Here is a 25,144-nt window from a genome sequence, read left to right as displayed (position 1 = left end):
CCCTGCGATGATCCTGTTTTTATTTTTTCACATTTTCGAAAGCTTACTTCGCAAGCCCCTTACAGCCTGTGGCCTCACACGGCACGTTGATTTTTTCCGGCGCCACCATGGTTGCCGGGCCGACGTAGGCATGCTTGAAAAATGGATTCTTTGCGACGACTTCGGCGGTCCATACCGGTTGCTGGACCTGGTGATCGCAGGCGCGCATGGTCCACGTGCCGGCCAGCCCGTCATAGCTGAGCCCCTCCCAGGCTGTCCGGACGGCATCGACATCGACGCTGCCCGCTTTCTTCACGGCCTCGGCCCACATCATTGTCGCCAGGTACGCTTTGCCCCGCAGCCAGGTCGGGTAGTACCCTTTGGACTTCTTGAAACCCTCGATGAATTTCTCGTTGGCCGTGCCGGGAATGGTCAGCATGTATACTTCAGCCCCCACGCTGCCGATTACCGCTTCGTCGTTGCTCACCGCCGTGATGGCGTAATCGTCGTTGAGATAGTAGCAGGCGAACTTGGCCTTGAGCCCCAACGGTTTGGCCTGTTTCAAAAGCAGCGTCAGGTCGCTGCCCCAGTTGGAGGTGAAGACCACTTCGGCGCCGGAATTGATGATCTGGCTGACATAAGGGGCGAAATCCTTGGTGCCGATAGGGTGCAGAATCTGGGCGACAACCTCAGCGTCAGGGTTGAGCTCCTTGAGCTTGTTGACGAAGCCTGCGGTTGCCTCCTTGCCAAAGGAGTAATCCTGGGCAATGCAGGCAACTTTTTTAAATCCCTTGGACGCCACCCAGGTAGCCAGGGCCGCCGAATGGGTGTCCGTGTTGGCGCATACCCGAAAGAAGTTTGGGCTGCATTTTTCGCCGGTCAGGCTGGCCGCCGCCATGCCGTAAGTGTAAAAAATCAGTGAATGCTTCTGGGCCAGCACTTCCATGGCGCCGGCCACCGAACTCCCCGTGCCGCCGCAAAAGTATTTAACCCCTTTGGTGAGAATCAACTTGGTCGCCTTGGTGGTGGCGATAGCCGGTTTGAGTTCGCTATCCACGGGAATGACTTCCACCTGCTGACCGTTGATGCCGCCGTTGGCATTCAAGACTTCGGCCGCGTATTGAACTCCCTCCAGGTAGCGGTCACCAATGTCCTTGAAAGTTCCCGACAGCGGCTCCATTACCGCGAGTTTGATGGTGTCCGCGGCCCAGACCGGAGAAACGGTGAAGAAAAGAATGAGTGCCAACAGCCCTGCGACATGCTTCGTTTTCATGAGTCTCCTCCCCTTACGATTAGGTTTACGCGTCGTGCCTGTAGCGGCAAATCAACGCTCTGTTTTTCTTTTCAGACTTCCAAGTACTTCTGGCGGACCTCTTCCGCTTCAAGCAACGCCTTTCCATCGCCCTGGAAAACGATGCGCCCTTTGGACATGATGAAAAAGCCCTGGGCCAGCTTCAGGGCGGCCTTATAGTTCTGCTCCACAAGCAGAATGGCGATCCCGGTGGCGCTGATGGTGGCCAGCATTTCCAGTACCGCCTCGGCCACCAGCGGAGCCAGTCCCTCCGTAGGTTCATCCACGAGAATCAGCTCCGGATTGCCCATCAGGGTCCTGGCGATGGTCAGCATCTGCTGCTCGCCGCCGGAAAGATAGCCGCCCATGAGGTTGCGGCGCTCTTCCAGGCGGGGAAAGGATTCGAAGATGCGCTCGACGGTCCAGACCTGGCCGCTGCTCTCCCCGGAAGGTTTCTTGACCCCGATCAGAAGGTTTTCGTAAACCGTCAGGCTCTTGAAAATGCGCCGCTCTTCGGGAACATAGCCGAGACCGCGCCGGGCGATTTCATAGGGTTGGCAGCCCTGGATGTCGCCCTCCTTGAAGCGGATGGTTCCCTCGCGGGGTTTGACCAGTCCCATGATCGATTTCAAGGTAGTCGATTTGCCGACGCCGTTACGCCCTAACAGGCAGGCCATCTCACCGGAGGCCAGGGCCAGGTCGACACCTTGCAGGACATGGCTCTTGCCGTAGTAGCTGTGCATATTGCAGACGTCCAGAATCATTGGGTCTCCTCGCCCAGATAGGCATCCTTTACCCGTTGATCGCTGCGGATCACGTCCGGCGCATCGCATGCCAGAATCGTTCCGTAATGCAAAACGGCGATGCGGTCCGCCAGGGAGAAAATGACATTCATGTCGTGTTCGATAATCACGCAGGCGATGTCACGGGTGACCCGCTGAATCATCTCGATGGCATCGTTGGTTTCCTGGCGGCTCATGCCGGCCGTGGGTTCGTCCAGAAGAATCAGGCGGGGGTCCATGGAAAGGGTGACACCCAGTTCCAGGGCTCGCTGCTGCCCATAGGCCAGGTCCTGGGCCGGCGTATCGCGGTAATCGAGCAGCCCGACCCGATCAAGGATGGCCTCACTGCGCTCGATCAGCTTACGGTCCTTGTGCGGGCATTTCAACAAATGATGCCGCAGCCCGGCCCGGGAACGCACGCCGGCCAGCACATTATCGATGACCGACAGCTTCTGAAAGATATTCGTAATCTGGAAACTGCGGGCCATTCCCAGCCGTGAACGGCGGTAGGATGAATCGCCGGACACGTCCCGGCTGCAAAATTCCACCTTCCCGGAGGTGGCCGGAAATTTTCCACTGACGATGTTGAACAAGGTGGTCTTGCCGGCGCCGTTGGGACCGATAATGGCGAGTTTTTCCATTTCGCCCACCGAAAAGGTCACTCCGGTCAGGACCTTCAGACCGCCGAAATGCTTTTTGACATCCTTTGCCTGCAAGATAGCCATAATCTAGCGTTCCTCGGCCGGTGCCCCATCGGAGGCCTTACGGCCGGCGATCCATGCTGCGGCGGATTGAATCATGCCTGCCAGACCACCCGGGGTCCAGAGCACCATGGCGATGAACAAAACCCCCATGATCAACGGCCAGCTGTCGGTCAATTCGCTGATAAAATTCTGAAAATACGTGTAAAAAACGGCACCGAGAACCGGGCCGACAAAATGTCCGATCCCGCCGATAAACGTCATTAGAAGGACTTTTGTGGTCATGGCGATGCTGACGGCGTCCAGGGAAACAAACCCATGCAGAACTGCGTAAAACGCACCTGCCAGTCCCGCCAGGGATCCGCTGAAGACAAACAGGATCAGGCGCGACACATGGGTGTTGTATCCCAGAAAACGCATGCGCTCCTCGTTTTCGCGGATCAGCAGCACCGATTGGCCCATGGCCGTGCGCGTGAAATACCAACAGAAGGCGATCACCGACCCCACGACTGCCAGGGTTACGAAGTATACCGTCGGCCCATCGAACAGATTCAGGCGGATCAGACCGATATTGATGTCGGGAACGTTGACGATCGCACCGTCATCACCGCCGGTAACGGCAGTCCATTTGATGCCGATCGAGAAAAACAGGGCATTGAATGCCAGCGTCAGCAGGGCAAAGGGCGTCCCCTTGACACGCAACAGAAGGATGCCCACCACCAGGCCCACCAAGGCCGTGAACGCGGTGGCCATCGTCACCGCCAAAAGCAGCGGCAGACCGGCGATATGTTCCAGGGCCACCGTTGTGGCGAAGGCCCCGACCCCGAAGAACATGGCGTGGCCAAAGGAGAGCAAGCCGGCATATCCCAGCAGCATGTTGTAGCTTACGGCGTAAAGAGAGAAGATGATGGATTCAGTCAACAGGCGCAGGGTGTATCCGCCGAGCACCCAGGGCATGGCGATCAAAGCCCCGAAACCAAAAAATAAAAGCAGCCCATAGCGCTGCATTCGTCCGCTGCTCATCATTGTTTTTCTCCCAGCAGCCCTTCCGGCTTGAGAATCAGGACGAGTGCCATCAGCATATAAATCAAGGCCAGCGAGAATTTTGGAAACCAGAGCACGCCGAAGGATTGCAGTTCGCCGATAATGAAGGAAGCCAGCACCGCCCCTCCCAAGCTGCCCATGCCGCCCACGACAATCACAACGAAAGCATCGATCAAAATGGCTTCCGCCATGCCAGGGAACACACTCAACAACGGTCCGGCAACCGCTCCGGCGAAGGCGGACAGGGCCGCGCCCGCGGCATAGACCCCCATGAAGAAAAAGGGCACATTGATCCCTAAAGCCCCCACCATCTCGCTGTCATCCACAGCGGCGCGGACGATGATGCCCACCCGGGTGCGATACAGGATCAGAGCCATGGCCAGGCCGACGGTCAGTGCCAGGCCGAAAATGAACAGCCGATAGACCGGATAGGTCACGCCGAACAGGTTCACGGTATCGGCCAGCAGCCCGGAAACCACAATCGCCTGGGGCGTCGTTCCCCAGATAAATTTCACGGCTTCCTGGATCACGTAGGCCAGGCCGAATGTGAGCAGAAGTTCGTAGACATGCCCGCCGGAGTGGACTCGGCGCAGCAGGAATTTCTCGACAATGGCCCCCAGGGCGAGAAGCACCAGGGGGCTGATCACCATGGCCAGCAAAAAACTTCCGCTGAACTGCATAATGGAGAAAGCTAGATAGGCGCCCAGCATGTAAAAGGCCGCATGGGCAAAATTGAGCACATTCATCATGCCGAACACCAGCGTGAGGCCCGAGGAAACCAGAAACAGCAACCCGGCGTAGGCCAATCCATGCAGAAAAAAAACGAAGGCTTCGCTCATGTGACGTTTTCCCATTGGAACCCCGGATGGCTTTGCGGCCAAGCCGGGTAGGCCATCTTCATTGGTTTATTCGCTGTTCACCTGTTGTAGAATTCGCAGGAGAACGCTGTCCCGTTGTTCGACCAGACGTTTCAGTTTTTCAGGCGGCCAGGAATGGAATCCCTGACCGCTCTTGGCTCCGGTCTCTCCCCGTTTGACCTTCTCTTCCAGCAGCGGTGACGGCGTGGTCGAACGATCCAGCTCCGGGAGAAGATCCTGGTGAATTTCATGGGTCAGGTCCAGACCGGCAAGGTCGGCGGTTTCAAGTGGGCCAAGAAACGCCAGTCGCAGCCCGAAAGCGCTTTTCACGACCTTGTCCACATCTTCGGCGCTGGCTATGCCGTTTTCGACCAGCTTGATCGCCTCGCGCCAAAGGGCGTGCTGCATGCGGTTGCCCAAGAAACCGGGGACGTCCTTCAAGACTCGCACCGGCGTTTTGCCCACCTGCGCCATCAGCCGATAGACGGTTTCGAAAACGTCGTCGTCCGTCTGGTTGGCCTTGATCACCTCGACACATGGCACAATGTGAGGCGGATTCCAGAAATGGGTGCCCAGCACGCGTTGGGGGTGCTGAAGCCCCTCGGCAATTATGGAAATGCTAATGGCCGAAGTGTTACTGGAGAGAATTGTGTCGGCGGGCACAAGTGGTTCCATTTCCTCAAAAACCTTGCGTTTGAGAGACAGGTTTTCACTGACCGCTTCGACGATGAACATCCGGTCCCGGCACATCTCTTCCAGGCTGTTCACCCGCCGTATGCGCTTCAACGTCGGTTCAACCTCGTTATCAGCCACGATTTTCAAACGCACAAACACGTTGAGGTTGTCGCGAATGCGGTCCAGGCTGGCGGCCAGGATTTTCTCATCGCGATCATAGAGTGTAACGTCGCACCCCTTGACGGCGAATACCTGCGCCAGCCCGTGTCCCATCAGGCCGGCACCCAATACACCAATGGTTGGCTTTTCAGTTATAAACATGCGATTTCCTCAAAGTCCTCATCGACGATTTAAGTCTAAGGTACGTAAATCACCATCACGCATTTTACGTCGCGGTTATCGGCCGCAAGACCGTAATGGGGGATGCTGGAATCGAAGTAGACGCAATCTCCGGTTTCAACAATGTACTCTTCGCCTCCGTGATAGAACAGCATGGTTCCTTCTACCACGAGCATCATCTCCTCGCCTTCATGCTGAAATATGGCACTCTCCTTGGACGCTGCCGGAATGGTGAGGATATAAGGCTCCATCTTTTTGTTGAAGTAATGGTGGGCAAGCGTTTCAAAGGAATAACCGAAAACGGTCCCGTTGCGTGCCATCAGCTTGCGTTCGCTCTTTTTGACGACCGAACACCTTACCGGAGGGTTATCTTCCCCGAGAAGCTGAGACATGGTTACACCCAGCGCTTTGGCGATAACGAGCAAAGTCGAAACCGGCGGCGCCTTGTCCGAATTTTCGACTTTCGACAGATAGCCTTTGGTAATCCCAGCTTTTGCGGCCAAGGCCTCCAAGGTTTGCTGCTGGGAAAGTCGAAGTGCTTTGATGTTTTTTCCGATTTGGGATTCCGGGATCATGAGGGATTCTCTTTCGCTTCCTGGAAGCGATGATTGTCCGGGTCGTCTCCGTTGCAGGAAAACCGACTAAAGTTTCCTAAAAAGCATATTTAAAAACGATTAAGATCACAATATATTGGAAATATTTATAATAAAATAAAATTAGATGGTTTCCTTTTTGGAAACATTATTTTTATCGCTACTGTTTGTCAAGCACTTTTTTATCGACATTCTGCTTTCGCATGATTTAAAATTTTATGAAGAATATTCATAATGCGAAATCTTTCTCACCCCGCCTGGCACCCACCCTTTGGCCGGCAGTGGAACGCAATTGACGGGTGCAGCGGGATCATGTATTTTCCGCAGGGTCCACCCTGAGAAACAACCCGCCCGCCGACGGCAGCCAAAAGGAGCCTCCATGACATCGATTTGCTACAAACCGGCCTGGGAACTGGCCGACCTTATCGCCAAAAAGGAAATTTCTCCACTGGAACTCATGCGCGACACCCTGGAGCGCATCGAGCAGGTCAATCCGGGACTGAATGCCTTTGTTGCCCTGCGCCCGGAAGCAGCGTTGGCCGAAGCTGCAGCCATGACCAAAGCCATCTCAAAAGGAGAAAATCCCGGGCCGTTGGCCGGCCTGCCTTTAGGGGTCAAGGACCTGGAAGACACCGCCGGCATGGTGACCAGCTACGGCTCCATTCCCTTCAGGGACAATATGGCCCGTGAGGATTCGATCCAGGTCGCCCGGCTCAAGGCGGCCGGGGCCATCGTGGTGGGAAAAACCAATGTGCCGGAATTCGGATTCACCGGCTTCACCAAAAACCGGCTGCACGGAATCACGCGCAATCCCTGGAATCCGGAGCGGACGCCGGGGGGATCCAGCGGTGGTGCGGCTGCGGCCATCGCCGGCGGTCTGGCACCCCTGTGCACCGGCTCCGATGCGGGTGGATCCATCCGGATTCCGTCATCGTATTCGGGCTGTTTCGGGATCAAACCGACTTTCGGACGGATTCCAGCCGGGCCGGCGCCTTTTGTAAGCACCAGCACCATGGTGGTGATGGGCCCCTTGACGCGATGCGTGCGCGATGCCGCCCTCTACCTGGATTGCACGGCGGGCCAGCACCCGGCGGACCCCTATTCCCTGCCCGCCCCGGCTGCGCCCTATCTGAAAGGGATCGAGGAATGCCCCCGGCGGCTGAAGATCGCTTTCAGCCCCGATCTGGGGTATGCCGTCGTCCAGAAGGAAATCATGTCCTGCGTGGAAAAAGCGGTGAAAGCCTTCGAAGAGATGGGCCACGATGTGGACTTGTGGTCGGGAAGCCTGCCGGATACGGGCGACGTCTGGGGGGCGCTGATCGCCACGGACATCTATGCCCAGCTTTGCGAGGTGCTGGAAAAGGAGCGGGAACAGATCGGACGGACCCTGGTTGCCGTACTGGATGGGACCCGGGACATGACAATCGCCCGGTTCACCACCATTCAGCAGTTGCGTGCCCGGCTCAACGCCGTTCTGGAGTCACTTTTCGATGAATTCGATCTTCTTTTGACGCCCACTATGCCTACGGAAGCCTTTGCGGCCGAAGGACCGCCGCCGTCCGAGATCGACGGAAAACCCATTCCCCTTCTGGGCGCCGTGGCCTTTACTTATCCGTTCAATTTCTCTGGCCATCCCGCCGCCTCGGTACCGGCCGGGTTGACACCGACCGGGCTGCCGGCCGGGCTCCAGATCGTCGCCCCCCGGCACCGGGAGGATCTGATTCTACAAGCAGCCCGCGCCTATGAAAAAGTTCGGCCGTGGAACGACGGATGGCCCGGATGAGAAGAGAGGTGCTCAGGTTTAAAAAAGAGCGGAACTGTCCATGACGGACCGATGAAAGTCATGGGCGGTTGCCAACCGGTAGCGGTTATCGTCGGCATAATTCACGGCCGTATAGATCGACGGGTCCCGTCGTCCGGCATGAAACGCCTGTACGCGATGCAGCAGAACGCAAGACTCCATACAAAGGCGTTTGTCCTTGTACCGGTTCGGGCAATTGCGACACGGAGATTGAATCATGGCTCCCCCTTTCCTGTTCTTTCTGGCGGCGTCACGCCACGGGTGGAAAATACGGGTGAAAACCGTCCTTGGCGCCGATGTTTTCGGAATCGTACATAAACAGGAACAGCAAAAAAGATGCCATGACCAATGTGCCGCAATTCAACCCATTCTGCGGCCAAGGAGAGGGTTGGGATGGAAATTTTCCTGACAGGTTGTTAAATTGAAATGAGAACAAAGGAGATTTAAGGATGGAACCGATTCGAAACATTGCCATTGTGGGAGCCGGTGCCATGGGAGCGGCCTATGCCGCCATGTTCTCCGACGCAGTTGGGTTCAACGTCTCTTTCGTTGCCCGCGGCACGCGCTACGAGCAATTAAAGCATCGCTCCATGACCGTGAACGAACGATTGTACAATATCGGCGTGATCCACCCGGACAAGGTCTCCACCCCAGCCGACCTGGTAATCGTGGCCTTGAAGCATCACCACCTGGCCGACGCCGTGAGCGACATCGCCGCCCTGGCAGGGCCGGACACGGCCATCCTGTCGGTAATGAACGGCCTGGAAAGCGAGGAAACGATCGGCGCCGTATGCGGCATGGACAAGCTGGTCTATGCCATTGCCATCGGCATCGATGCCGTGCACGAAAACCGACGGTTCACCTATGCAAACCCCGGAAAAATCGTTTTCGGTCCCACAGCCGATGACAACAGCGGCCCGGATCTCGAACGCATCCGGGAGGCCCTGGACCGGGCCGGCATCCCCAACGAGGTGCCGCCGAACATTCTGCGCGCCATGTGGTGGAAATTCATGGTCAATGTGGGCACCAACCAGGCCTCGGCCGTGCTGCGGGCTCCCTACGGCGTTTTTCGATCCAGCCCGGACGCCCGGGGCCTGATGCGATCCCTCATGGAGGAGGTGGTCGCCCTGGCACCCAAAGCCGGCATCGATCTGGGCACCGGGGATATCGACGAGTGGGAGCGGATTTTAATGACGCTCTCGCCGACGGGCAAAACCTCCATGCTTCAGGATGTAGAAGCCGGCAGAAAAACCGAGGTAGAGCTTTTTGCCGGCCGCGTTGTGGAATTGGGCCGGAAATACAATATACCTACTCCGGTCAATGCCACCGTGCAGCGCATCATCAAGGTGATCGAAAGCCAGTCCGGGCATTGAACCCGTCGCCCCCGCCTGGCAGTCGGCGGCGACAAGCCCTCATCGGATACGGGCGTATTTTTTCCTTGCCACGCCCCACCGGTTGTCCTATTATTGAGTAAAAGCTCGGAAAATCGGCATTTTCCCCCAATGACCGGCAGTCTTGTTTGTCTGCAGCAAGCTTCCAGCCATCATTTTTTTCGCCCCGCGAGGGTCTTTTCTGACGTGTCGGCCATTTTGTGCCGAGGAATACCTTTCATCATACGGCAACTGCCGCCTTTCATCAGCACAGGGAGGCCCTGTCATGAACGCAACTGCACCGGAACGACTGGTAAGGGAGTTTTTCGCCGGGGCCGACATCGAGATCGATGGCCACCGGCCATGGGACATTCAGGTTCACCACGAACGGTTTTACAAACGGCTGTTTGCCGGCGGGTCCATGGCCCTGGGAGAAAGCTACATGGACGGCTGGTGGGACTGCCCGGCCCTGGACGAATTTTTCGACCGCATCCTTAAAATCCGCCTGGATCAACAGGTTAAAAAATCGGCAAAAGCCTTGTGGTGCAGTTTGAAAGCGGCATTCACGCACTCGCCGGGACGTTTCCGCGCCTTCGATATCGGCCGCCGCCATTACGACATCGGCAACAAACTTTTTCTCCTGATGTTGGACAAATGGATGAATTACTCCTGTGCATACTGGAAAGGAGGCGAGGACCTGGACGCGGCCCAGGAGGCCAAAATGGACCTGATCTGCCGCAAACTGCAACTGAGACCGGGGTTGCGCCTCCTGGATATCGGCTGCGGATGGGGCGGTCTGGCGGCCTACGCGGCCCAACATTATGGGGTCGAGGTCACGGGCATCACCGTCTCTCGGGAACAGGTCAAACTGGCCCGGCAGCGCAACGAAGGGCTGCCGGTAACCATCGACCTGATGGATTATCGCGACCTGAAAACCACCTTCAATCGTATCGTTTCGGTAGGCATGTTCGAACATGTGGGTGCCCGCCGCTATCGCACCTACATGCGCACGATCCGGCGCTGCCTGGCGCCAGACGGGCTGTTTCTGCTGCACACCATCGCCGGCAACCAGTCCCGCCGCTCCTGCGATCCCTGGATTTCCCGATACATCTTCCCCAATTCCATGCTGCCCTCCAGCCGGCAGATTTCGTCGGCAGCGGAGAAACTGCTGGTCCTGGAGGACTGGCACAGCTTCGGCCCGGACTACGATCCCACCCTGATGGCCTGGCATCGCAATTTTACGGAGAACTGGGAGCGGATTCGAAGCGACTACGACGAGCGGTTTTTCCGCATGTGGTCTTATTACCTGCTGGCCTGCGCCGGCTCTTTCCGCGCCCGCAGAAACCAGCTTTGGCAGATCGTCTTTTCCAGGAACGGGCTGCGGCCCGGATATCAAAGTGTACGCTGAAGCGGGGAACCGTTTTTGCCGGGATCGTTATTCCTATTTTGCTTCCGCGTCCGTCTTCTGAAAAGAGATACCCCGGATGGCCGCATCCCTGGCCACTTTGAAAACGGAGGTGAAGGTCATTACCGTGCGGCCCGCTTCGTCGATGACATCGCAAGCCCCCTTCAACGTCCTCCCCTGGCGTTCGGTGACAACCGCCCTGGCAGTAAGAATCCCTTTTTTCACCGGATGGTGATACCGGCTTTCCATTGAAATGGTACCGAAATGGGTTTCAGGATCCAAAACGCTTTTGATGGCCATCACCACGGCGGTGTCCGCCAGACTCACTAGCGCGCCGCCGTGCATCAGCCCCGCGCCCTGGGCGAACTGCTTGAGAAAGGGCATTTTCAAAACGGCTTCGCCGGACTGGGCACGGACGATCTCCATGACCAGCAGTTGCTCGAAGGGGGCGCAGCTGATCCAGGCGGGCATACTGAAATGATGCGGTCCGGTATCGTTTTTCTCTTCCATAAAAAGTCCCATTATAAATAATCAGGGTCGCTTAAGCTTGAACCGGATGCGCAGCACCCCGTCCTCATGGCTCGCCGAAGTAATCCGGAAAGAGCCGATCTCACCGGTAGATGCCACATGGGGGCCGATGCATGGGCAATGGTCGTAATCGCCGATGCTCACGATGCGGATGCGTTCTCCGGCATCGTCGGGCAGTCGGCCCAGGTTGAAAACCTCGCGGGCATCGTCGATAGCAAGGAAGCTTTCGGCAACCGGCAGATCCGCTTCGATCACCCCGTTCACTTCCTTTTCCAAAGCAGCCAGCTCCTCAACCGTCAATGATCGGCCGAATCGATAGTCGCACTTGGATTTCTTGCGCTCGATATGGGCGGAAAAGCATCGGTCGCAATCGAACAGGCGCCCCATGGCCTGGTTGAGAATGTGTTCGGTGCTGTGCATGCAGGGGTCCATCTGCTTTTTCACGAAAATGACCAACTCCTTTCGTAAGCGGCACGCCGGTGGTCTGCGAATTCAATCTTTATTGAATCTTTACACGCCGTTTGTCAATTAATGGTTATGGTTAGGGGACGGCATCGTATAAAGCCCGATATCTTCGTTACGCTTCGTCCCTCGTCAGTCCGGAGTACGTTTAGGTACACCTCCTTCCTCGGGACTCGCAAGCCTTGATCTCGTACTTTTTACGCCACCGTCCAAAAATCAACTTTTCGGGCTTCATCAGTGTTTGGGAAACGCTAAGCGATTCTTCCAGCGGGGGAAAACGAAAAGAAAGGACCATTAACATGAAAAAAATAAGATGCAAATCGGGCATCGGGTGGTTACCATCCATTGGCATGATCGCAGTTGTAGCCATCGCAACAACGGCAATGATTTCACAGGACAACAACATGTACGCAATGAATTCGGCACATCAGACAAACGACAAAACGATCTCTGCCATTCCGGCCATCGATGCGGAGCTGCCGGATGCGTTCGAAACCGCATCGTTCGGCTTGGGGTGATTCTGGGGCATCGAATCCCGGTTCGGGATTATCGACGGAGTTATCCGCACCCGCGTGGGCTACGCCGGTGGCCGGCGGCCCGATCCAACCTATCGTCATATCGGCGATCACACGGAAACGGTTCAGGTGGACTACGACCCTAAACGCATCACCTATGGGCAACTGCTGGACTTCTTCTGGAAGAGCCATACGCCGAACAGCCCCTCCCGCTCCGGCCAGTATATGCGGGCGGTATTCTACCATGACGAGAACCAGCGCGGGCAGGCCGAAGCCTCCAAGGCCGCCCTGGAAAAAGAACTTGGCCGTAGTGTTCACACCAGGGTGGTGCCGCTGCACTCCTTTACCATGGCCGAAGACTATCACCAGAAGTATCTTCTCAAACAGCAGCACCGACTGAAGGCCGAGATGTCCCGCATCTATCCTTCGCATCGCGATTTCGTCGATTCCACGGCAGTTGGGCGCATCAATGGCTATGCCGGCGGCAACGGCAGCAAAGAGCATTTCGAGCGGGACATCGAACGGTTAGGATTGAGCGATGCGGGCAAACAGGCATTGCGGAACATCGTGGAAAGGCAGTGGGACTATGAGCGGCAATAACCAGAAAGCGGAAAGATGATGAATGTACGTGGGCTCCATTTTGAAGATTTCACTCCCGGCCGAAGCTATGCAACCGACCGCAGAACCATTGGTGAAGCCGACCATGTCAATTTCACCACCTCCTTCGGCTTTTTCGAGCCGCTTTTCATGGACCGGGAGTACGTTGCCCAGGCCACGCCATATGAAAAACCCATCGTGCCCGGCGCCCTTACCTTCTCGGTAGCCGAAGGCCTGACCATCCTTTCCGGCATCCTGCATGGCACCGGCATGGCCTTTCTGGGCGTCGAACTTACGGTGGTCAAACCGGTGTTCATCGGCGATACCGTCCGAGTCGAAATCGAGGTGCTGGATCGCCGGGAAACGAAAAAGGCTGACCGTGGCATCGTGACCTTTTCCCACCAGGTGATCAACCAGAACAGTGAAACGGTCATGCAATACACCATCAAGCGGATGATCCGGCGCCAATTCGCCTAATCGCCTTCCGCTCTTGTGGCAAGCTGCATGGGATAATGATCTTGCCGGACAGTCTCATGCGGCTTGCCCTTCTGATCGACAGCAACAACTTGGATTTTCTCCTGATCCAATCACCAGCCCGACAGCGGCCGCGAAATCATCCCCTCTTGCGGCGGACTGCCCACCTAAAAAATTGTAACCTTTCCGCCCTGTAGGCGTTACATGAGAGAAGCACGCGTGCTGGACAATGGAATTCTGACGACAGACCGATTACACCAATACCTAAAGGAGAAAACCAATGAAGACTTCTTTGAGACGTTTCTTTTTACTTATTGCTCTGGTCATGAGCGTGATCGTCGTGCAGAGTGCGTTTGCGGAAACAATTACCGGTGCTATAGAAGAAATTACCACGAAGCCGAATACGATTACCATCGATGAAACCGTGTTCAACGGCATAAAAATCAATTATCTGCGCAATCAATACAACATCGATCTCGAAACGGGGATGCAAGTGACTCTCGACTACTATGAGTTCGAATGCACCGACGGAACGATCAAAAATATGATCACGGACATCACTGTCGGTGATGTCACCGTCCATCTGCGCTGAAACCGAATCAGGGTTTCATGTTGCCCGGATTGGCCAAACCGGCGACTCGCCATTGAATACCAGGGAAAAAGACTCGGATCGGAAATGGCCCCGGCAGGTTTCGTGGGTATCCGTACGGTTGTTGCCGTCCGGTACGTTCTTGAGGTAAAGGCCGTGTTCGTCGAACCGAACACGGCCTTTACCTCGACCGATGGGCATATTAATCCATCTTGATCAGGCATCAATAGGCCGGCCCCTCGGTATATTGCAGCCCTTTTGGGGCGGCCTGGGCCTGGATGCACTCGTAAATTTTAGAATCCAGGGAGCCGGCACCCTTGTCTTTTTCTGCGACTACCTTCGCCTGGATATAGTCCTGCCGCTTCTTGGCCAAATCGTCGATCTGGGCCTGAAGGGCTTTTCTCTCCTCGCCGCGCTTGGCGATGTGGGCGGCCAATTCCTTATCGGACATGCTCTGCAGCTTGGCCGGCAACTGCTCTTTAGGAATTTCCGCCAGCTTCTTTTCTCCCGATTCCACGGCCTGCACCAGTTCCTGTGAACCGTAAAAATTTTTGGCTCCGGCGCTCTTGCTGTTGAAAATGGTCCGCTTGGCCACAGCCGCAGGCGAAGCCTCGCTGTAGATAGCATCGGCCGTTTCTTTTCGGGACTCCATTTCCTCGTGATGGGCGGCATCGCCGTAATAAATCCGGGTGTCGTCCAGGGTGCGGGAGAGGCGGGCAATGGGCTCGTCGTAAGGCGTGTCGTAAAGTACGGCGCTGCCGGACTGGGCTACCTGAAAATAGCGTCCTTCCCCCCGCTGGGCGATTTCCTGCCAGACGGAACGGGTGCCACTCATGTTCCCGCACTGGATGGTGTTGATGACAATCCCTTTCCGGGCGGCCTTCGTACAACTCAGGGGATATTTGACATCATCCTGATAATTCATCTTGGGCGGCGCGTCGCCAACCAGAAAAATCACCCGGTAGACTGCATCACCCCGGCTCCATTGGGGCCGGTTCACCGCCTCGGCCAGGGCCTGGTTGACGCTTTCCGGGGCATCCCCTCCGCCAACGGCTTCAAACTGCATCAGTTGCGCGTACACGGCATCCAAGTCGCTGGACAACGGCGTGTAAACGGTAACGTATACATCACCGCGATCCCGATAGCCGACCAGCCCCATGCGGATTTCGGGGGCAGGATCGGCCGATGCCAGGGTATTGGCGATGGACCAGATTTTGTCCTTGGCTGCTGCGATCAGCCCGGTCATGCTGCTGGTGGTGTCCAGAACGAACATCACTTCCACGGCCGGCCGTTCGGAGTGGATGACGGCCTCGGTCTCGGGCGTGGCGGCAGCTTGGACTCCGTTAAAAGTAAATAAGGACAATACGATTCCGACGACAGTGTTGATGGCGAACCGGTTGTTTCTCATGGATGGGTCTCCTTTCACAGGCAAAATGGTTTCTATTTCTGACTGTGATTGTAACCCATCGGTTTTCTAATACAATTCAAACAAATGCAAAAACTCGCAACAGGTTTTTTGCATTTCTTTAGCACACCTCAGTTCCAAGACCGGGCACATACTGGGCACAATCCAGTGTGAAGGTAGTTTTGGGGAAATCTGCGCTGTGTTAATTTTTCATTAGCTGGTTAAGTAAATGGGTGGTTTGGCCGAACAGTATTGAAGGATGATATATTTCAGGAGGAATGCATTATTTTGGTCAGGCTTACCATAAATCTGATTGCCATTTTTGTTGTGGCTACTACGACGATGGCCACGGAAGTTGTTCTTGTAGCCGATCCTTGGCCACCATTCAACATGGAAGTAGGCAGTGAACAGGAAGGATACATTGTCGATGTGGCCCGTATCGTCTTTGAAGCTGCCGGTCACACTGTGGTGTATAAGAATGTACCTTGGAAGCGGGCCGTTTCTGGTACTCGTTCTGTTAAATATACGGGTGCCATCGGGGCGTCCAAGACAGATGGCGAGGGTCTCGTGTTTCCTGATGAAGAATTGGCCAGAAACCTACTTAACTTCTACGTGTTGAAAGACAGTCCGTGGAAATTCGAAGGACTGTCTTCAATCGAAGCTGTGGCCATCGGCGTGATCGGTGGTTACGATTACCGTGACTGGCTCAATGAATACATTCGAACGCACTCTGGCAATGATGATCGTGTTCAAGTGCTTTCTGCTCACGACCCTCTAAAACAGAACCTGAATAAGTTGCTTTACAGGCGTATTGATGTGGTCGTGGATACTGAAGCTGCAATACGCTACAAAGCAAATAAACTTGGCATTCTGGACAAGATCAAACCGGCGGGATGCGGAGAGGAACCCGCCTACATCTACATCGCATTTTCACCAAATCGGCCGGAGTCACCGATGCTGGCTCGTCAGTTGAGCGATGGCATCCGTGGACTAAGACAAAATGGTCAGTTGAAGAAGATTCTTGACAGCTACGGCTTACTTGACTGGAAGTGAATATTGCTACCCCGAAATAATTCATCGAGTGAATTCGACCCCCGCAAACCCTTACGGCAAAGTGGCTTCCACTTATCAAACCCCTCAGATCTGTGGTACGTGGATACTTAGTGGTGGCAAGGTGGACGGTGATCAATAGGCTGACGGAGTTTAGTTATCTCTATCGATCCATTCCAAAGCCTCATCCATTGTACGGAATGCCTTCATTTCCCATGGCAACTGTCTGATTTGGGAATAGGCCTCGCTGACCCTCGAAAGGCCAAAGTCTAAATCAGAGGTAGCGACCAGAGCTGTCTTTCCTTGAAGTCGTTTCGCTCGATTGGCCTTGATGAAGTTGAACAGTTCCTCCAGTTCCTGCGATGACACCCGGTTCCCTTTCATCAAGCGAAAGTCCCAAAGCACGTTGGCTGTTGGATCGCCACTGTAGAATGCCTTGAGAGCGTTCATCTGCTCTTCGAAGGTCAGTTCACCTTCGACGGTAAAGATGGTCAAGGCATGTGATTCGTCTGTGGATGTTGAAACAGGCATTTCTCTGGCACCAAATGGAGCTCGATATGGATCAATTGCCCCAATTTTGCTACGAGCAGTGAAACCGGCAGTCGAATGGGAGGGTATTAACCATCTACCACAGCAGGATTCACAGACGCAAGTGATATGAAATCCCTCAGTGGCCTTGACTGATTTCCAACCCCTGCAAACCCTTACCTAACAATACCTCCCATTTACCTCCATTCCACCCATATTGACATCACGATTCAGCTATTGGTAAGTTAACCTCTTGCTGTTTGACAATGGCACAGAAACTGCTTCATTCCTGGATAAATCTATCATTGCTATGCACGGGCCAGTATCGTCGGATTGGACTTAGGAGAAAGGGAATCAAATGAGTAAGTCTCAAGCCATTTCTGAAGCTTTGTCGATCCTCAATGAAGATGGTCTGCTGATGCCGGGAGACACGGCATACCGGATCGTTGTGCGTACGGTTGCATCCCAGATTGACCGACTTGGAGCAATGGCAGCTTTACAGCAGATACGTGATACCAAGTCTCACCTACTCGCCCAAATACACCAGATGTGCATGTAATCAATTTGTCTACGGGTAGACAAAGAGTAATGGTGGTGATCTGATCGAGAAAAACCGGATCTTCAGATCCGGCCCGGCAGGCCAGAAATTGTATGACTGGCTATGTCTTGAAGCTTACTTGGGGTCTGTGGCAAAGAGCCACTTCATGGCAGCTGAACGGGAATCAAAGGTACGGATTGGTAAATTTCGCAACTGAAAATAGTCGGATGCGGGTTTATATCTGTCTATGAATGGTGCAAAGCCAAATATTGCTATACGGGGAACTTTTTGGCCCACCTCGGATAGTCTGTTGAAAAGTTCTTCAACCTTGTGTGCCGTAACAATTTTGTTGGTGGCCATCGCAGCGTGTTCTATACCAGTGGAATCAATCAAGGCATGTGAAAGATCCTTCAGGATACAGGCATCTACTGTTGATTGGATGACCCTAACACCTTCTTCAGCTGTGAATTGACCCGACACTTTACAAATGACGTGGTCAGGAGCCATTTCAAAGACGCACTCTAATGCCATGGTGCCAGTCCATTTGATCGTGAATAGTGAGGTCACCAACAAAACACTAACAATTACCATAGCACGGATGTAAAAAATGGGAAACATCTCCCAAGTTAAAGCTTGCTGTAACTCTCCAGCAAAAAAATCTGGAAAGTTTCATGTCTGGTATCACATGGTTGGTACAGGTATGTTTCATGACGCTTGCCGGGGTAGTGGGTAAGCCTCCCTCTGTTTCAAGGAGAGATCAAGTTATTCATCTGAAATCATAATTCTACCTACTCTAAAGGGTTTTTCCAACGAAGGTGCAACCACTATATGTAGAAGAATATGATTGACAGGCATCAACATGTTGAATAAAAGTGTGGCCATATCAGCCTGATCGACCTCAATCTTACTTTTTGCCAACATACATAGGTACTGGAAATAGCAATCATGATGGATAGATCCAATGCCATGAAAGCCATAATGGCTCTCCTGAACGAAGACGGTCTAATTATTCCGGGATGCAGAGCATATGAAATAGTGACTGAGTACATTGCCTTTAAGATTGACAGGATGGGACCGGAAAGAGCCTTAGAGGACGTCAAGCACACCAAGGAACACATGGTGGCTCAGATCCATCAGATGGCAATGTGACCTATTAGTCTACGGGTAGACAATCCAGCGAATTTTGCGAAAAATTTGTGTGTCCACTTCTATGAGGTGGTCGGCTGCATGCGTCAGGACGCCCTACCGGGGGGGACCACCTCCCCCCCTACCTCGGAAATTCAATCCATAAGGCACAGTGGCTGAAGGCTATGCTCTCCGGTTTCTGCCTCCAACCATTGAAGAGCTTCATCCTTTGTGCGGAAAACGTTGGTTTTATGGGTTGATTTCTCAATTTCCACATGCGTCATGTACATCCTTGAGAGACCAAATGCTAAATCAGAAGGGGCTACAAAGGCGGTTCTACCGTTTGCACGTGAACCGATAGTTTGTTTTACCAGCACGGCTACCTGTTTTATAGACTCGTGTCGATCCATAAATGGTAATTTTCAGAGCCGAGTCGCAAAAAAAATAGAGTGGTAAAATCCTCGGCAGGATTTTTCTCACCATCGCTACATCGGTTTGTGGCTAATTTACCGAAATCGGCTTAATGCAAGCGCACTTGTTCAACCAGTTTTCACGATGCGGAATCGATTAAGGTCTCAAGTGGCTGTTTTTCCCCTGGCGATGGTCAGCAGGTTGGCGGCCACAATCGAAGACCAAACATAGGATTTAAACGAGTCCCATCCTTTCCAGGTACAGCGGGTCAGGCCAAGGCAACGCTTCAGCCAGGAGATACCGGATTCAATACCCGCTCGAAAGCGGCGCAATCGACGATACACATATTGGCTGCGGCACATGTCGGTTTCAGATAGACCTCGTTTCTTGGCAAAGCAGACGTCTTTGATCTTACGCGATTGGGCTCGCTTCAAGTTTTCCTTGGATGCAAAACCGCCGTCGAAGCTGGCCTTGAGGGGATAGCGGCCATAAATTTGTTTTTGCCGCTCAAGCATCGGTATCGTCAGGTCGGCGTCGGCCGGATTGCCTTCGGTGATGACACAGTCCAAAATAAGGTTCGACGCGCCTCCGGTCAGACAGATTTTGTGACCAAACAGCGTATCGCGCCTATCCTTGACGATGATATCGGTATGTGGCTCGAACAACGATACTACTTTGTCTTTGGCATCGACCGTTTCTCCATGAAGAACCCGGCGTTCGGTCTGGTGGATCACCCTGCGGGTCAGATCGACAAAATGTTCGATCTGGAAGCCAATCGTCATGACCAGCGGGTCGCAGGTCGCACCGGCATTGATCGCAGCGACTGCCTTATGAGCGTACCCAACCACTTTGCGACTGGTTTTGAGCAGGTCCACATAGGCAACCTTACGCTTGTTTTTCCGTTTGGCATTCATCACCGCCAGCATCCGTCGTTTGGCAACACGGGTATGGTTATGGAAGTCAGGAACTGTGATCCCCGATTCATCCCGGAAGCGCTTCAGCAGCCTCGTCAACACGCGAACACCATCCCACAGCAGGTTGGAGTCGGTGGGATGATGGATGTGAGTTTCAACGCACGTGCAATCGACCCGGACCTGTCGGCCCTTTTCAATGCCCTTTTGCTTCGCATATCCCAAAAGATCCGCATTGATCAGTTCCCAGGTGGCGTCCGATATGCCTTTGATATTTTTGTTCAGGGCGGATTTTTTGTATCCCTTGTCGGCGATACCGATCCGGCAGAACCAACTCAATGCCTGCGAATCGACAATATGAAATGCCAGTTCATCATACGTAAAACCGAAAAGGATTTTGACGATAGCACAACGCAGTACCTGGTCGGCGCTCATGCCGTCAGCCCCAGTTCGATAGGCCACCAGCTTGCCCTTGTTCAAATCTTGAAGAACGCGATCACAGATGATAGGGTGAGCATCGATGATACCACTGATAGCTGTAAGTTCTTTTGCTTGGGCGTGGTCTTTGATCTGAGGCATCAGGGGCATCTGTTTTTGCCATTTTTCGCGCATTTTGTGATCGGCTCCTTTCTTTCTTTTGTAGTGATATTGGTTGTTTGGCGACTTTCAATATACTACAAAGAGAAGAGAAAAACCACTACAAAATGCGCGTTTCTTATTTATTACAGGTAGTTATTCCTGTGGATGAGCACTAGACTCCACACCAAAGGATCTGGAAGGATGGGCTTTACGAAAGTCCCACAGGATATTTAGTTCTGGGGGATCGATCTTGAAAGATTCAACGACCTTCATAAGCTCATCAGGAGTCAGTTCACCTATGGCCGTCAGTGTAGTCAGGCGATAAGCCTGATCTGTGTGTCGTTGTATCGGCATGCTTTACAGCCTCATTTTTTCCCGTAGTTTGGGTAATACACATCCTTGCAGTCTGGACAGATGGTATGGGTGATTTTTGAGTCTGTGTGCGCTTGGACGTATGCGTCGAGAGGCCACCATTTATTGTCATCATCACGGATGCGCTTGCAACCGCTACAGATTGGCAACATGCTTCGCAGAACCTTGATCTCTTTCAGTAGGCGTTCTTTTTCCGCCAAAGCCTCGGCCAGTTTGTGATTTTGATCTTCCAGTTTCAGCTCGGCTGTTTTTCTGGCTGTTATGTTTCTGGTGACGCCTACGAGCTTGAGTGGGCTGCCAGCATCTTCCATAAACCTTACCTGAACCTCTATCCAGTATGTTCCGCCATTCTTATGGACTAACTCCAGTTCCACGGTTTTCGACTCCCGAACGCCTTGCTCATAACCTTTAATAGCCCCTTCTAACATATCAGTGGCCTTCTTAAGTGATTCTGGCAACAGCCGTTCGGCAATTGATGTATTGATGAGTTCATCTGCGGTGTATCCGCTGATATCAAATATTGAGGGAGTGATGTACTCGTATACCAAGGTGCCTGCATTCATTACCCAGACAGCATCCACAAGATTGTCCGTCAGGAGACGATTATGCCTTTCCAATTCTTTAAGTTTGTCCTTGATGGTCTGGGCCATTTCAATCCCTTCCTTCCACTGGTTTTATTTGCTTTACGGCAGATTTGTCGAAAACTTTAGTAATACTAACAATCCTCTGCCCACAAACTGACAAGCTCTAATTCGTATAAATCATACGTATTCCTGACCACTTACCTACACATACTGCCCACATCATTGGGAATTGTTGCAACCGTGCCATGCACGGGATCAATTACTCCAAGTGTCCGAACATACACAGGCTAATTGTGTTTTGGCAGATTGGGATGGATTTACAGGAAGGGTAAGCGTAGCAAGGGTGTCATCTATGACAAAAGGCTTGCCAAGACCAGTCACATACTGGTACACACGTTCACATTGGATAACTGGAACTGAGGTAATTTTGTCCAATAATGTCCGAAGCTTTCCTGCCAAATCACCAGATCACATCTGGTGTCCAGAACGAACATCACTTCCACGGCCGGCCGTTCGGAGTGGATGACGGCCTCGGTCTCGGGCGTGGCGGCAGCTTGGACTCCGTTAAAAGTGAATAAGGACAATACGATTCCGACGACAGTGTTGATGGCGAACCGGTTGTTTCTCATGGATGGGTCTCCTTTCACAGGCAAAATGGTTTCTATTTCTGATTGCGATTGTAACCCATCGGTTTTCTAATACAATTCAAACAAATGCAAAAACTCGCAACGCGTTTTTTGCATTTCTTTTGCACGGCCTCGGTTCCGCAGACGGGTCACATACCGGGCTCAATCCCGTGGTGTGACCGGGACGGAAACAAAGCCTTTTGGAGCAGACGGAGATATCCTGCGAATTGTGCATGGTCTAAAAGCTCCAGCAAGTAACTACATGCGTCCCAAATTTTGTTGGCTGGAGAAATTAAATTCAAGATTTGACAGGACTCCCCAACGAAAGGTATTCTCAATTAGTATTCCTTACGCCGGTGTGACCGCATTAACTTTTCGCCAATTTGCGTCTGCCTGAAGTAGATTCAGTCATTGGCTATTGAGCATATCAATGGGGTTGTTGGCTGAATTGAATGGTTCCTTTTAACGGTAATTCAACGATCAACTGAAAAAGGAGAGATCAATGGGCGATAGCGTTTACAAAGTCATAGATTTGGTGGGAACAAGCCAGGCAAATTGGGAAATTTCGGCGGACAATGCTGTGTATGCCGCATCGGAATCTTTGAAAGACATCAGAGTGGCGGAAATTACAAAATTAGATATGACGGTGGAAGACGGTAAAATTACCGACTACCGTGCACGGGTAAAAGTATCATTCAAAAAAGATTGATAGGGTCCTTTTTTACTCATCATATTGAAAATACCAACTGTTCAGCACGGTCAGGCACCTCCAATTTAAGAGGTGTCTATTTCACGTAATCAAGCCTTTTCTTCGATTTGACCAACTGACCGTAATGCCTGACCCAATTCATTTCATCCGCCTCCAACGGCCCCTTCTTTACCGCAGCCAGATTCTGGCGGAGTTGCTCCCGGTTCTGCGGTCCGGTCAACACAACGTGTACATGTGGATTCGACAGAACGAACCGGTAGCAAAGTTCCGGCGAAAGAGGTGGGCCATTGAAAATTTCCCCTCCTGGCCAGGGAGGCATAACAACGCCTTTTAACGGCCTGATCAGCTGCCCCCAAGCCAAAGCTGTATAGCTGACCACAGCGGGATTTCGCTTCGAAAGGTGAGGAAAGATATCCTCTTCAGCGCCAGTATGCTTGGCGTTGTAGCGGATCATGAACAGATCGATCTCCGAGTTCAGCGCCAGCCGGCCGGCCCTCTTTCGATCATGAATGCTTGTGCCGAAGCTCAATATCTTTTGTTCTTGCTTGAGCTTCAGAAGGGTATCGATTATTCCCTTGCTGTAAATTGATGTTCTCCCAAGCCACCCCAACTTGAAAACATCCAAATAATCGGTACCCAGCTTTCGCAGGGCATTTTCAACACTCCGCCGTACCTGCCACCCGAAATAACCCCATCCCAGCAGGCTAACCACATGGTTGTCACGTTCATGTTTGATGACGTCTCTGATTCCGTCTGTAACCTTGCCGAACCCTCTACCCCAGACCCAGTAGTTTGCACCGTACTCAGCGGCCCATCGGATATCCGAGGAATCAATGCCGTATGAACCGGCGACTCCCATACGAAATACAGTTTTTTTCACGACCGGAAGTTTACTATGAGAAAAGTTCTCAGGGGAAGTCGTCATATTTTCACTCATGTGCAGTACCATTTTGAGAAATTTTAGATGGTTTTTTCATTTTCAAACTCATTTGTTTCTACATTATAAGCTTTAAAACGTGGAACCCACCGACGGACCGAGTTGCGATAGGATTCATATGACTCTCCAAAGGTAACGCTCAAATAAGGCTCTTCGGAATAAACAACCTTGATATGGAAGAAAACCATCCAACCTGCGAGATAAATCAGCAAATCCAGAGATTGGAAATAGACCGCCTCCCCAAATAGGATAAGGTACCACGAAATATAAATCGGATTCCGGACATGCCTGTAAAGCCCTTTGACAATCAGATGCTTTTGCATTCCTTCAATGAGCGGGGCGCCTTTGGCGTCGAAAATAAAATTCCAGTAGCACGCCAACGTTCCGAGAAGTCCAATTAAAATAAAGGCAGGGCCGATAAAACGAAGATTTCCGATTTCTGCAAAAATTGTGTGGTTTTCGGCAGTTATTATTTTAAAGGGGATAAAAACACCAAAAGCAAAGGCGACAACACCACAAATTAAGGTACCAAATGCATTCGCAAAATTTTCTTTCGCTGACATCGGTTACCTCTTTTAAAGGGAATTGAATGAAATTTTTATCTCGCCTGAAGAAGGCTCTTGTAGATCTGATAATGTTCGGTTTCACGGTACTCAATTGCGTCCAACGGACTATGGTCGAAATTGTATATCTTAGCGCCTTCGAAACCCATTAAAATGGGGGAATGTGTTGCTATGATAAACTGTGCATGTCCTTCCTTGGCATTTTCACGAAGAATATCCAGAAATTCAAGTTGACTTCTGGGAGATAGCGCTGTTTCCGGTTCATCCAGAAAATAGATTCCCTTTATCTTGTAACGCGAACGAAAATAAGACATCATCGATTGGCCATGCGATTGGGTAACAAGCGATTTTCCACCAAAATACTGCAACTGTCCGGGGTCGGAGGCGGCCCAATTATCGACCATTCTTCTGAAGTCGTTGAAGATTTCCGAGCCAAAATAGGATCCGGGAACCTTTCCATTGGCCCATTCCAACGAAATATATTTGTGTAGTAGTTTTTCATACGGGTTAACCTGGTAGCGCGCACCGTCACGCTTGCGCCAGATATGAATACCACTTGCGAGGGCAATTGCCTCCAGAAAAGTAGACTTTCCCGTGCCGTTCTCTCCGACAAAAAAAGTTACCGGAAAATCGATCGTAATTCGTTTCGTTTCATGAAATATTGGTAAAGAGAAGGGGTAATCACTATCAGATGGATAATTTTCGTCGTGCAGTGTAACACTAATTACGTGATTGCTCATTTTGTTTCTTTAATTTTCTATAACGGGTTGAATGTGAGTCTCTATTTCTCCATTGAAGCCCAAC

At 52.6% G+C, this 25,144-nt stretch carries 31 protein-coding genes; 11 read left to right on the top strand and 20 right to left on the bottom strand.

Going from position 1 to position 25,144, the window contains the following annotated elements:
- Positions 1-43 precede the first annotated feature (43 nt).
- From GN111_RS21775 to GN111_RS21745, 7 genes are all read right to left on the bottom strand, one after another.
- On the bottom strand, positions 44-1,252 hold the full coding sequence (locus GN111_RS21775; RefSeq protein WP_155305776.1) for an ABC transporter substrate-binding protein: 1,209 nt from the start codon (positions 1,250-1,252) through the stop codon (positions 44-46).
- A gap of 71 nt (positions 1,253-1,323) precedes the next feature.
- Positions 1,324-2,034, bottom strand: coding sequence for an ABC transporter ATP-binding protein (locus GN111_RS21770; protein ID WP_197740397.1), 711 nt, complete (start codon positions 2,032-2,034; stop codon positions 1,324-1,326).
- On the bottom strand, positions 2,031-2,777 hold the full coding sequence (locus tag GN111_RS21765; RefSeq protein ID WP_155305775.1) for an ABC transporter ATP-binding protein: 747 nt from the start codon (positions 2,775-2,777) through the stop codon (positions 2,031-2,033). The genes GN111_RS21770 and GN111_RS21765 overlap by 4 nt, the downstream gene beginning before the upstream one ends.
- Positions 2,778-2,780: 3 nt before the next feature.
- Positions 2,781-3,779 (bottom strand): branched-chain amino acid ABC transporter permease, encoded by a 999-nt coding sequence (locus GN111_RS21760; protein WP_155305774.1) that lies wholly within the window; start codon positions 3,777-3,779, stop codon positions 2,781-2,783.
- A complete protein-coding gene (locus GN111_RS21755; protein ID WP_155305773.1) occupies positions 3,776-4,636 on the bottom strand; it encodes a branched-chain amino acid ABC transporter permease in 861 nt (286 codons plus the stop codon). The genes GN111_RS21760 and GN111_RS21755 overlap by 4 nt, the downstream gene beginning before the upstream one ends.
- A 66-nt stretch (positions 4,637-4,702) precedes the next feature.
- Positions 4,703-5,650, bottom strand: coding sequence for a 3-hydroxyacyl-CoA dehydrogenase family protein (locus GN111_RS21750; RefSeq protein WP_155305772.1), 948 nt, complete (start codon positions 5,648-5,650; stop codon positions 4,703-4,705).
- Between the two features lie 35 nt (positions 5,651-5,685).
- Positions 5,686-6,243: a helix-turn-helix domain-containing protein gene (locus tag GN111_RS21745; protein WP_155305771.1), complete on the bottom strand. Its 558-nt coding sequence runs from the start codon at positions 6,241-6,243 to the stop codon at positions 5,686-5,688.
- 397 nt (positions 6,244-6,640) lie between these two features.
- On the opposite strand from GN111_RS21745, the gene GN111_RS21740 reads away from it, so the two are divergent.
- Positions 6,641-8,044 carry an amidase gene (locus GN111_RS21740; protein WP_155305770.1) on the top strand — a complete coding sequence of 468 codons (1,404 nt, stop codon included), beginning with the start codon at positions 6,641-6,643 and terminating at the stop codon, positions 8,042-8,044.
- Between the two features lie 18 nt (positions 8,045-8,062).
- Here GN111_RS21740 and GN111_RS21735 read toward each other — a convergent pair whose 3' ends face one another.
- Entirely contained in the window at positions 8,063-8,224 is a 162-nt protein-coding gene (locus GN111_RS21735) for a hypothetical protein (RefSeq protein ID WP_155305769.1), read from the bottom strand.
- Positions 8,225-8,511: 287 nt separating this feature from the next.
- Between GN111_RS21735 and GN111_RS21730 the strand changes: the two genes are divergently transcribed.
- Both GN111_RS21730 and cfa read left to right on the top strand, forming a co-directional pair.
- Positions 8,512-9,435 carry a ketopantoate reductase family protein gene (locus tag GN111_RS21730; protein WP_155305768.1) on the top strand — a complete coding sequence of 308 codons (924 nt, stop codon included), beginning with the start codon at positions 8,512-8,514 and terminating at the stop codon, positions 9,433-9,435.
- Positions 9,436-9,718: 283 nt separating this feature from the next.
- A complete protein-coding gene (cfa, locus tag GN111_RS21725; RefSeq protein WP_155305767.1) occupies positions 9,719-10,840 on the top strand; it encodes a cyclopropane fatty acyl phospholipid synthase in 1,122 nt (373 codons plus the stop codon).
- Between the two features lie 33 nt (positions 10,841-10,873).
- On the opposite strand, the gene GN111_RS21720 is transcribed toward cfa, so the two are convergent.
- Together GN111_RS21720 and GN111_RS21715 are read right to left on the bottom strand one after the other, a co-directional pair.
- Complete coding sequence (locus tag GN111_RS21720; protein WP_155305766.1) at positions 10,874-11,347, bottom strand: PaaI family thioesterase; 474 nt, start codon at positions 11,345-11,347, stop codon at positions 10,874-10,876.
- A gap of 21 nt (positions 11,348-11,368) precedes the next feature.
- Positions 11,369-11,809 (bottom strand): alanyl-tRNA editing protein, encoded by a 441-nt coding sequence (locus GN111_RS21715; RefSeq protein ID WP_197740396.1) that lies wholly within the window; start codon positions 11,807-11,809, stop codon positions 11,369-11,371.
- A 317-nt stretch (positions 11,810-12,126) separates the two neighbouring features.
- Between GN111_RS21715 and GN111_RS21710 the strand changes: the two genes are divergently transcribed.
- The 4 genes from GN111_RS21710 to GN111_RS21695 all read left to right on the top strand — a co-directional run bounded on the left by GN111_RS21710 (position 12,127) and on the right by GN111_RS21695 (position 14,005).
- Positions 12,127-12,345: a hypothetical protein gene (locus GN111_RS21710; RefSeq protein WP_155305765.1), complete on the top strand. Its 219-nt coding sequence runs from the start codon at positions 12,127-12,129 to the stop codon at positions 12,343-12,345.
- A gap of 9 nt (positions 12,346-12,354) precedes the next feature.
- A complete protein-coding gene (locus GN111_RS21705; RefSeq protein WP_155305764.1) occupies positions 12,355-12,942 on the top strand; it encodes a peptide-methionine (S)-S-oxide reductase in 588 nt (195 codons plus the stop codon).
- Positions 12,943-12,957: 15 nt separating this feature from the next.
- On the top strand, positions 12,958-13,416 hold the full coding sequence (locus tag GN111_RS21700) for a MaoC family dehydratase (protein WP_155305763.1): 459 nt from the start codon (positions 12,958-12,960) through the stop codon (positions 13,414-13,416).
- 277 nt (positions 13,417-13,693) lie between these two features.
- Positions 13,694-14,005, top strand: coding sequence for a hypothetical protein (locus GN111_RS21695; protein ID WP_155305762.1), 312 nt, complete (start codon positions 13,694-13,696; stop codon positions 14,003-14,005).
- A 15-nt stretch (positions 14,006-14,020) separates the two neighbouring features.
- Here GN111_RS21695 and GN111_RS21690 read toward each other — a convergent pair whose 3' ends face one another.
- Both GN111_RS21690 and GN111_RS21685 read right to left on the bottom strand, forming a co-directional pair.
- Positions 14,021-14,203, bottom strand: coding sequence for a hypothetical protein (locus GN111_RS21690; protein ID WP_155305761.1), 183 nt, complete (start codon positions 14,201-14,203; stop codon positions 14,021-14,023).
- Positions 14,204-14,225: 22 nt separating this feature from the next.
- Positions 14,226-15,410 carry a vWA domain-containing protein gene (locus GN111_RS21685; protein WP_155305760.1) on the bottom strand — a complete coding sequence of 395 codons (1,185 nt, stop codon included), beginning with the start codon at positions 15,408-15,410 and terminating at the stop codon, positions 14,226-14,228.
- A gap of 285 nt (positions 15,411-15,695) precedes the next feature.
- Here GN111_RS21685 and GN111_RS21680 point away from each other — a divergent pair, with 285 nt between their 5' ends.
- Positions 15,696-16,460, top strand: coding sequence for a substrate-binding periplasmic protein (locus GN111_RS21680; protein ID WP_155305759.1), 765 nt, complete (start codon positions 15,696-15,698; stop codon positions 16,458-16,460).
- Positions 16,461-16,610: 150 nt separating this feature from the next.
- Here GN111_RS21680 and GN111_RS21675 read toward each other — a convergent pair whose 3' ends face one another.
- Entirely contained in the window at positions 16,611-16,988 is a 378-nt protein-coding gene (locus tag GN111_RS21675; RefSeq protein ID WP_155305758.1) for an STAS/SEC14 domain-containing protein, read from the bottom strand.
- Positions 16,989-17,343: 355 nt separating this feature from the next.
- Here GN111_RS21675 and GN111_RS21670 point away from each other — a divergent pair, with 355 nt between their 5' ends.
- A complete protein-coding gene (locus tag GN111_RS21670) occupies positions 17,344-17,544 on the top strand; it encodes a hypothetical protein (RefSeq protein WP_155305757.1) in 201 nt (66 codons plus the stop codon).
- Between the two features lie 114 nt (positions 17,545-17,658).
- Here GN111_RS21670 and GN111_RS21665 read toward each other — a convergent pair whose 3' ends face one another.
- A complete protein-coding gene (locus GN111_RS21665) occupies positions 17,659-18,054 on the bottom strand; it encodes a hypothetical protein (protein ID WP_170302402.1) in 396 nt (131 codons plus the stop codon).
- A 414-nt stretch (positions 18,055-18,468) separates the two neighbouring features.
- On the opposite strand from GN111_RS21665, the gene GN111_RS21660 reads away from it, so the two are divergent.
- Positions 18,469-18,672, top strand: a complete 204-nt coding sequence (locus tag GN111_RS21660) for a hypothetical protein (RefSeq protein WP_155305755.1) — start codon at positions 18,469-18,471, stop codon at positions 18,670-18,672.
- Between the two features lie 551 nt (positions 18,673-19,223).
- Here GN111_RS21660 and GN111_RS21655 read toward each other — a convergent pair.
- The 3 genes from GN111_RS21655 to GN111_RS21645 all read right to left on the bottom strand — a co-directional run bounded on the left by GN111_RS21655 (position 19,224) and on the right by GN111_RS21645 (position 22,134).
- On the bottom strand, positions 19,224-20,582 hold the full coding sequence (locus GN111_RS21655; RefSeq protein ID WP_155302183.1) for an ISNCY family transposase: 1,359 nt from the start codon (positions 20,580-20,582) through the stop codon (positions 19,224-19,226).
- 332 nt (positions 20,583-20,914) lie between these two features.
- Complete coding sequence (locus tag GN111_RS21650) at positions 20,915-21,571, bottom strand: PAS domain-containing protein (protein ID WP_155305754.1); 657 nt, start codon at positions 21,569-21,571, stop codon at positions 20,915-20,917.
- 311 nt (positions 21,572-21,882) lie between these two features.
- Entirely contained in the window at positions 21,883-22,134 is a 252-nt protein-coding gene (locus GN111_RS21645) for a hypothetical protein (protein WP_155305753.1), read from the bottom strand.
- A 499-nt stretch (positions 22,135-22,633) separates the two neighbouring features.
- On the opposite strand from GN111_RS21645, the gene GN111_RS21640 reads away from it, so the two are divergent.
- On the top strand, positions 22,634-22,840 hold the full coding sequence (locus GN111_RS21640) for a dodecin family protein (protein WP_155305752.1): 207 nt from the start codon (positions 22,634-22,636) through the stop codon (positions 22,838-22,840).
- 76 nt (positions 22,841-22,916) lie between these two features.
- On the opposite strand, the gene GN111_RS21635 is transcribed toward GN111_RS21640, so the two are convergent.
- Genes GN111_RS21635 through GN111_RS21625 form a run of 3 tightly spaced genes read right to left on the bottom strand, consistent with a single transcriptional unit; the run spans position 22,917 to position 25,080 of the window.
- Positions 22,917-23,777 (bottom strand): aldo/keto reductase, encoded by an 861-nt coding sequence (locus tag GN111_RS21635; RefSeq protein WP_170302401.1) that lies wholly within the window; start codon positions 23,775-23,777, stop codon positions 22,917-22,919.
- A gap of 23 nt (positions 23,778-23,800) precedes the next feature.
- Positions 23,801-24,340, bottom strand: a complete 540-nt coding sequence (locus tag GN111_RS21630; protein WP_155305750.1) for a methyltransferase family protein — start codon at positions 24,338-24,340, stop codon at positions 23,801-23,803.
- Positions 24,341-24,375: 35 nt separating this feature from the next.
- A complete protein-coding gene (locus GN111_RS21625) occupies positions 24,376-25,080 on the bottom strand; it encodes an AAA family ATPase (RefSeq protein ID WP_155305749.1) in 705 nt (234 codons plus the stop codon).
- Positions 25,081-25,144 lie beyond the last annotated feature (64 nt).

It is taken from the genome of Desulfosarcina widdelii (assembly GCF_009688965.1).
GTDB classification, from domain to species: Bacteria; Desulfobacterota; Desulfobacteria; order Desulfobacterales; family Desulfosarcinaceae; genus Desulfosarcina; species Desulfosarcina widdelii.
Note: the sequence above shows the minus strand (reverse complement) of the source record. Positions and strands in the feature narration are given on the sequence as shown.

What these genes read in the sequence shown, in the direction of transcription:
- GN111_RS21775 (WP_155305776.1), bottom strand. Translation starts at nt 1,252, where the DNA reads ATGAAAACGAAGCATGTCGCAGGGCTGTTGGCACTCATTCTTTTCTTC.
- GN111_RS21770 (WP_197740397.1), bottom strand. Translation starts at nt 2,034, where the DNA reads ATGATTCTGGACGTCTGCAATATGCACAGCTACTACGGCAAGAGCCAT.
- GN111_RS21765 (WP_155305775.1), bottom strand. Translation starts at nt 2,777, where the DNA reads ATGGCTATCTTGCAGGCAAAGGATGTCAAAAAGCATTTCGGCGGTCTG.
- GN111_RS21760 (WP_155305774.1), bottom strand. Translation starts at nt 3,779, where the DNA reads ATGATGAGCAGCGGACGAATGCAGCGCTATGGGCTGCTTTTATTTTTT.
- GN111_RS21755 (WP_155305773.1), bottom strand. Translation starts at nt 4,636, where the DNA reads ATGAGCGAAGCCTTCGTTTTTTTTCTGCATGGATTGGCCTACGCCGGG.
- GN111_RS21750 (WP_155305772.1), bottom strand. Translation starts at nt 5,650, where the DNA reads ATGTTTATAACTGAAAAGCCAACCATTGGTGTATTGGGTGCCGGCCTG.
- GN111_RS21745 (WP_155305771.1), bottom strand. Translation starts at nt 6,243, where the DNA reads ATGATCCCGGAATCCCAAATCGGAAAAAACATCAAAGCACTTCGACTT.
- GN111_RS21740 (WP_155305770.1), top strand. Translation starts at nt 6,641, where the DNA reads ATGACATCGATTTGCTACAAACCGGCCTGGGAACTGGCCGACCTTATC.
- GN111_RS21735 (WP_155305769.1), bottom strand. Translation starts at nt 8,224, where the DNA reads ATGGAGTCTTGCGTTCTGCTGCATCGCGTACAGGCGTTTCATGCCGGA.
- GN111_RS21730 (WP_155305768.1), top strand. Translation starts at nt 8,512, where the DNA reads ATGGAACCGATTCGAAACATTGCCATTGTGGGAGCCGGTGCCATGGGA.
- cfa (WP_155305767.1), top strand. Translation starts at nt 9,719, where the DNA reads ATGAACGCAACTGCACCGGAACGACTGGTAAGGGAGTTTTTCGCCGGG.
- GN111_RS21720 (WP_155305766.1), bottom strand. Translation starts at nt 11,347, where the DNA reads ATGGAAGAGAAAAACGATACCGGACCGCATCATTTCAGTATGCCCGCC.
- GN111_RS21710 (WP_155305765.1), top strand. Translation starts at nt 12,127, where the DNA reads ATGAAAAAAATAAGATGCAAATCGGGCATCGGGTGGTTACCATCCATT.
- GN111_RS21700 (WP_155305763.1), top strand. Translation starts at nt 12,958, where the DNA reads ATGATGAATGTACGTGGGCTCCATTTTGAAGATTTCACTCCCGGCCGA.
- GN111_RS21695 (WP_155305762.1), top strand. Translation starts at nt 13,694, where the DNA reads ATGAAGACTTCTTTGAGACGTTTCTTTTTACTTATTGCTCTGGTCATG.
- GN111_RS21690 (WP_155305761.1), bottom strand. Translation starts at nt 14,203, where the DNA reads ATGCCCATCGGTCGAGGTAAAGGCCGTGTTCGGTTCGACGAACACGGC.
- GN111_RS21685 (WP_155305760.1), bottom strand. Translation starts at nt 15,410, where the DNA reads ATGAGAAACAACCGGTTCGCCATCAACACTGTCGTCGGAATCGTATTG.
- GN111_RS21675 (WP_155305758.1), bottom strand. Translation starts at nt 16,988, where the DNA reads ATGCCTGTTTCAACATCCACAGACGAATCACATGCCTTGACCATCTTT.
- GN111_RS21670 (WP_155305757.1), top strand. Translation starts at nt 17,344, where the DNA reads ATGAGTAAGTCTCAAGCCATTTCTGAAGCTTTGTCGATCCTCAATGAA.
- GN111_RS21665 (WP_170302402.1), bottom strand. Translation starts at nt 18,054, where the DNA reads ATGGCATTAGAGTGCGTCTTTGAAATGGCTCCTGACCACGTCATTTGT.
- GN111_RS21660 (WP_155305755.1), top strand. Translation starts at nt 18,469, where the DNA reads ATGATGGATAGATCCAATGCCATGAAAGCCATAATGGCTCTCCTGAAC.
- GN111_RS21655 (WP_155302183.1), bottom strand. Translation starts at nt 20,582, where the DNA reads ATGCGCGAAAAATGGCAAAAACAGATGCCCCTGATGCCTCAGATCAAA.
- GN111_RS21650 (WP_155305754.1), bottom strand. Translation starts at nt 21,571, where the DNA reads ATGGCCCAGACCATCAAGGACAAACTTAAAGAATTGGAAAGGCATAAT.
- GN111_RS21645 (WP_155305753.1), bottom strand. Translation starts at nt 22,134, where the DNA reads ATGAGAAACAACCGGTTCGCCATCAACACTGTCGTCGGAATCGTATTG.
- GN111_RS21640 (WP_155305752.1), top strand. Translation starts at nt 22,634, where the DNA reads ATGGGCGATAGCGTTTACAAAGTCATAGATTTGGTGGGAACAAGCCAG.
- GN111_RS21635 (WP_170302401.1), bottom strand. Translation starts at nt 23,777, where the DNA reads ATGAGTGAAAATATGACGACTTCCCCTGAGAACTTTTCTCATAGTAAA.
- GN111_RS21630 (WP_155305750.1), bottom strand. Translation starts at nt 24,340, where the DNA reads ATGTCAGCGAAAGAAAATTTTGCGAATGCATTTGGTACCTTAATTTGT.
- GN111_RS21625 (WP_155305749.1), bottom strand. Translation starts at nt 25,080, where the DNA reads ATGAGCAATCACGTAATTAGTGTTACACTGCACGACGAAAATTATCCA.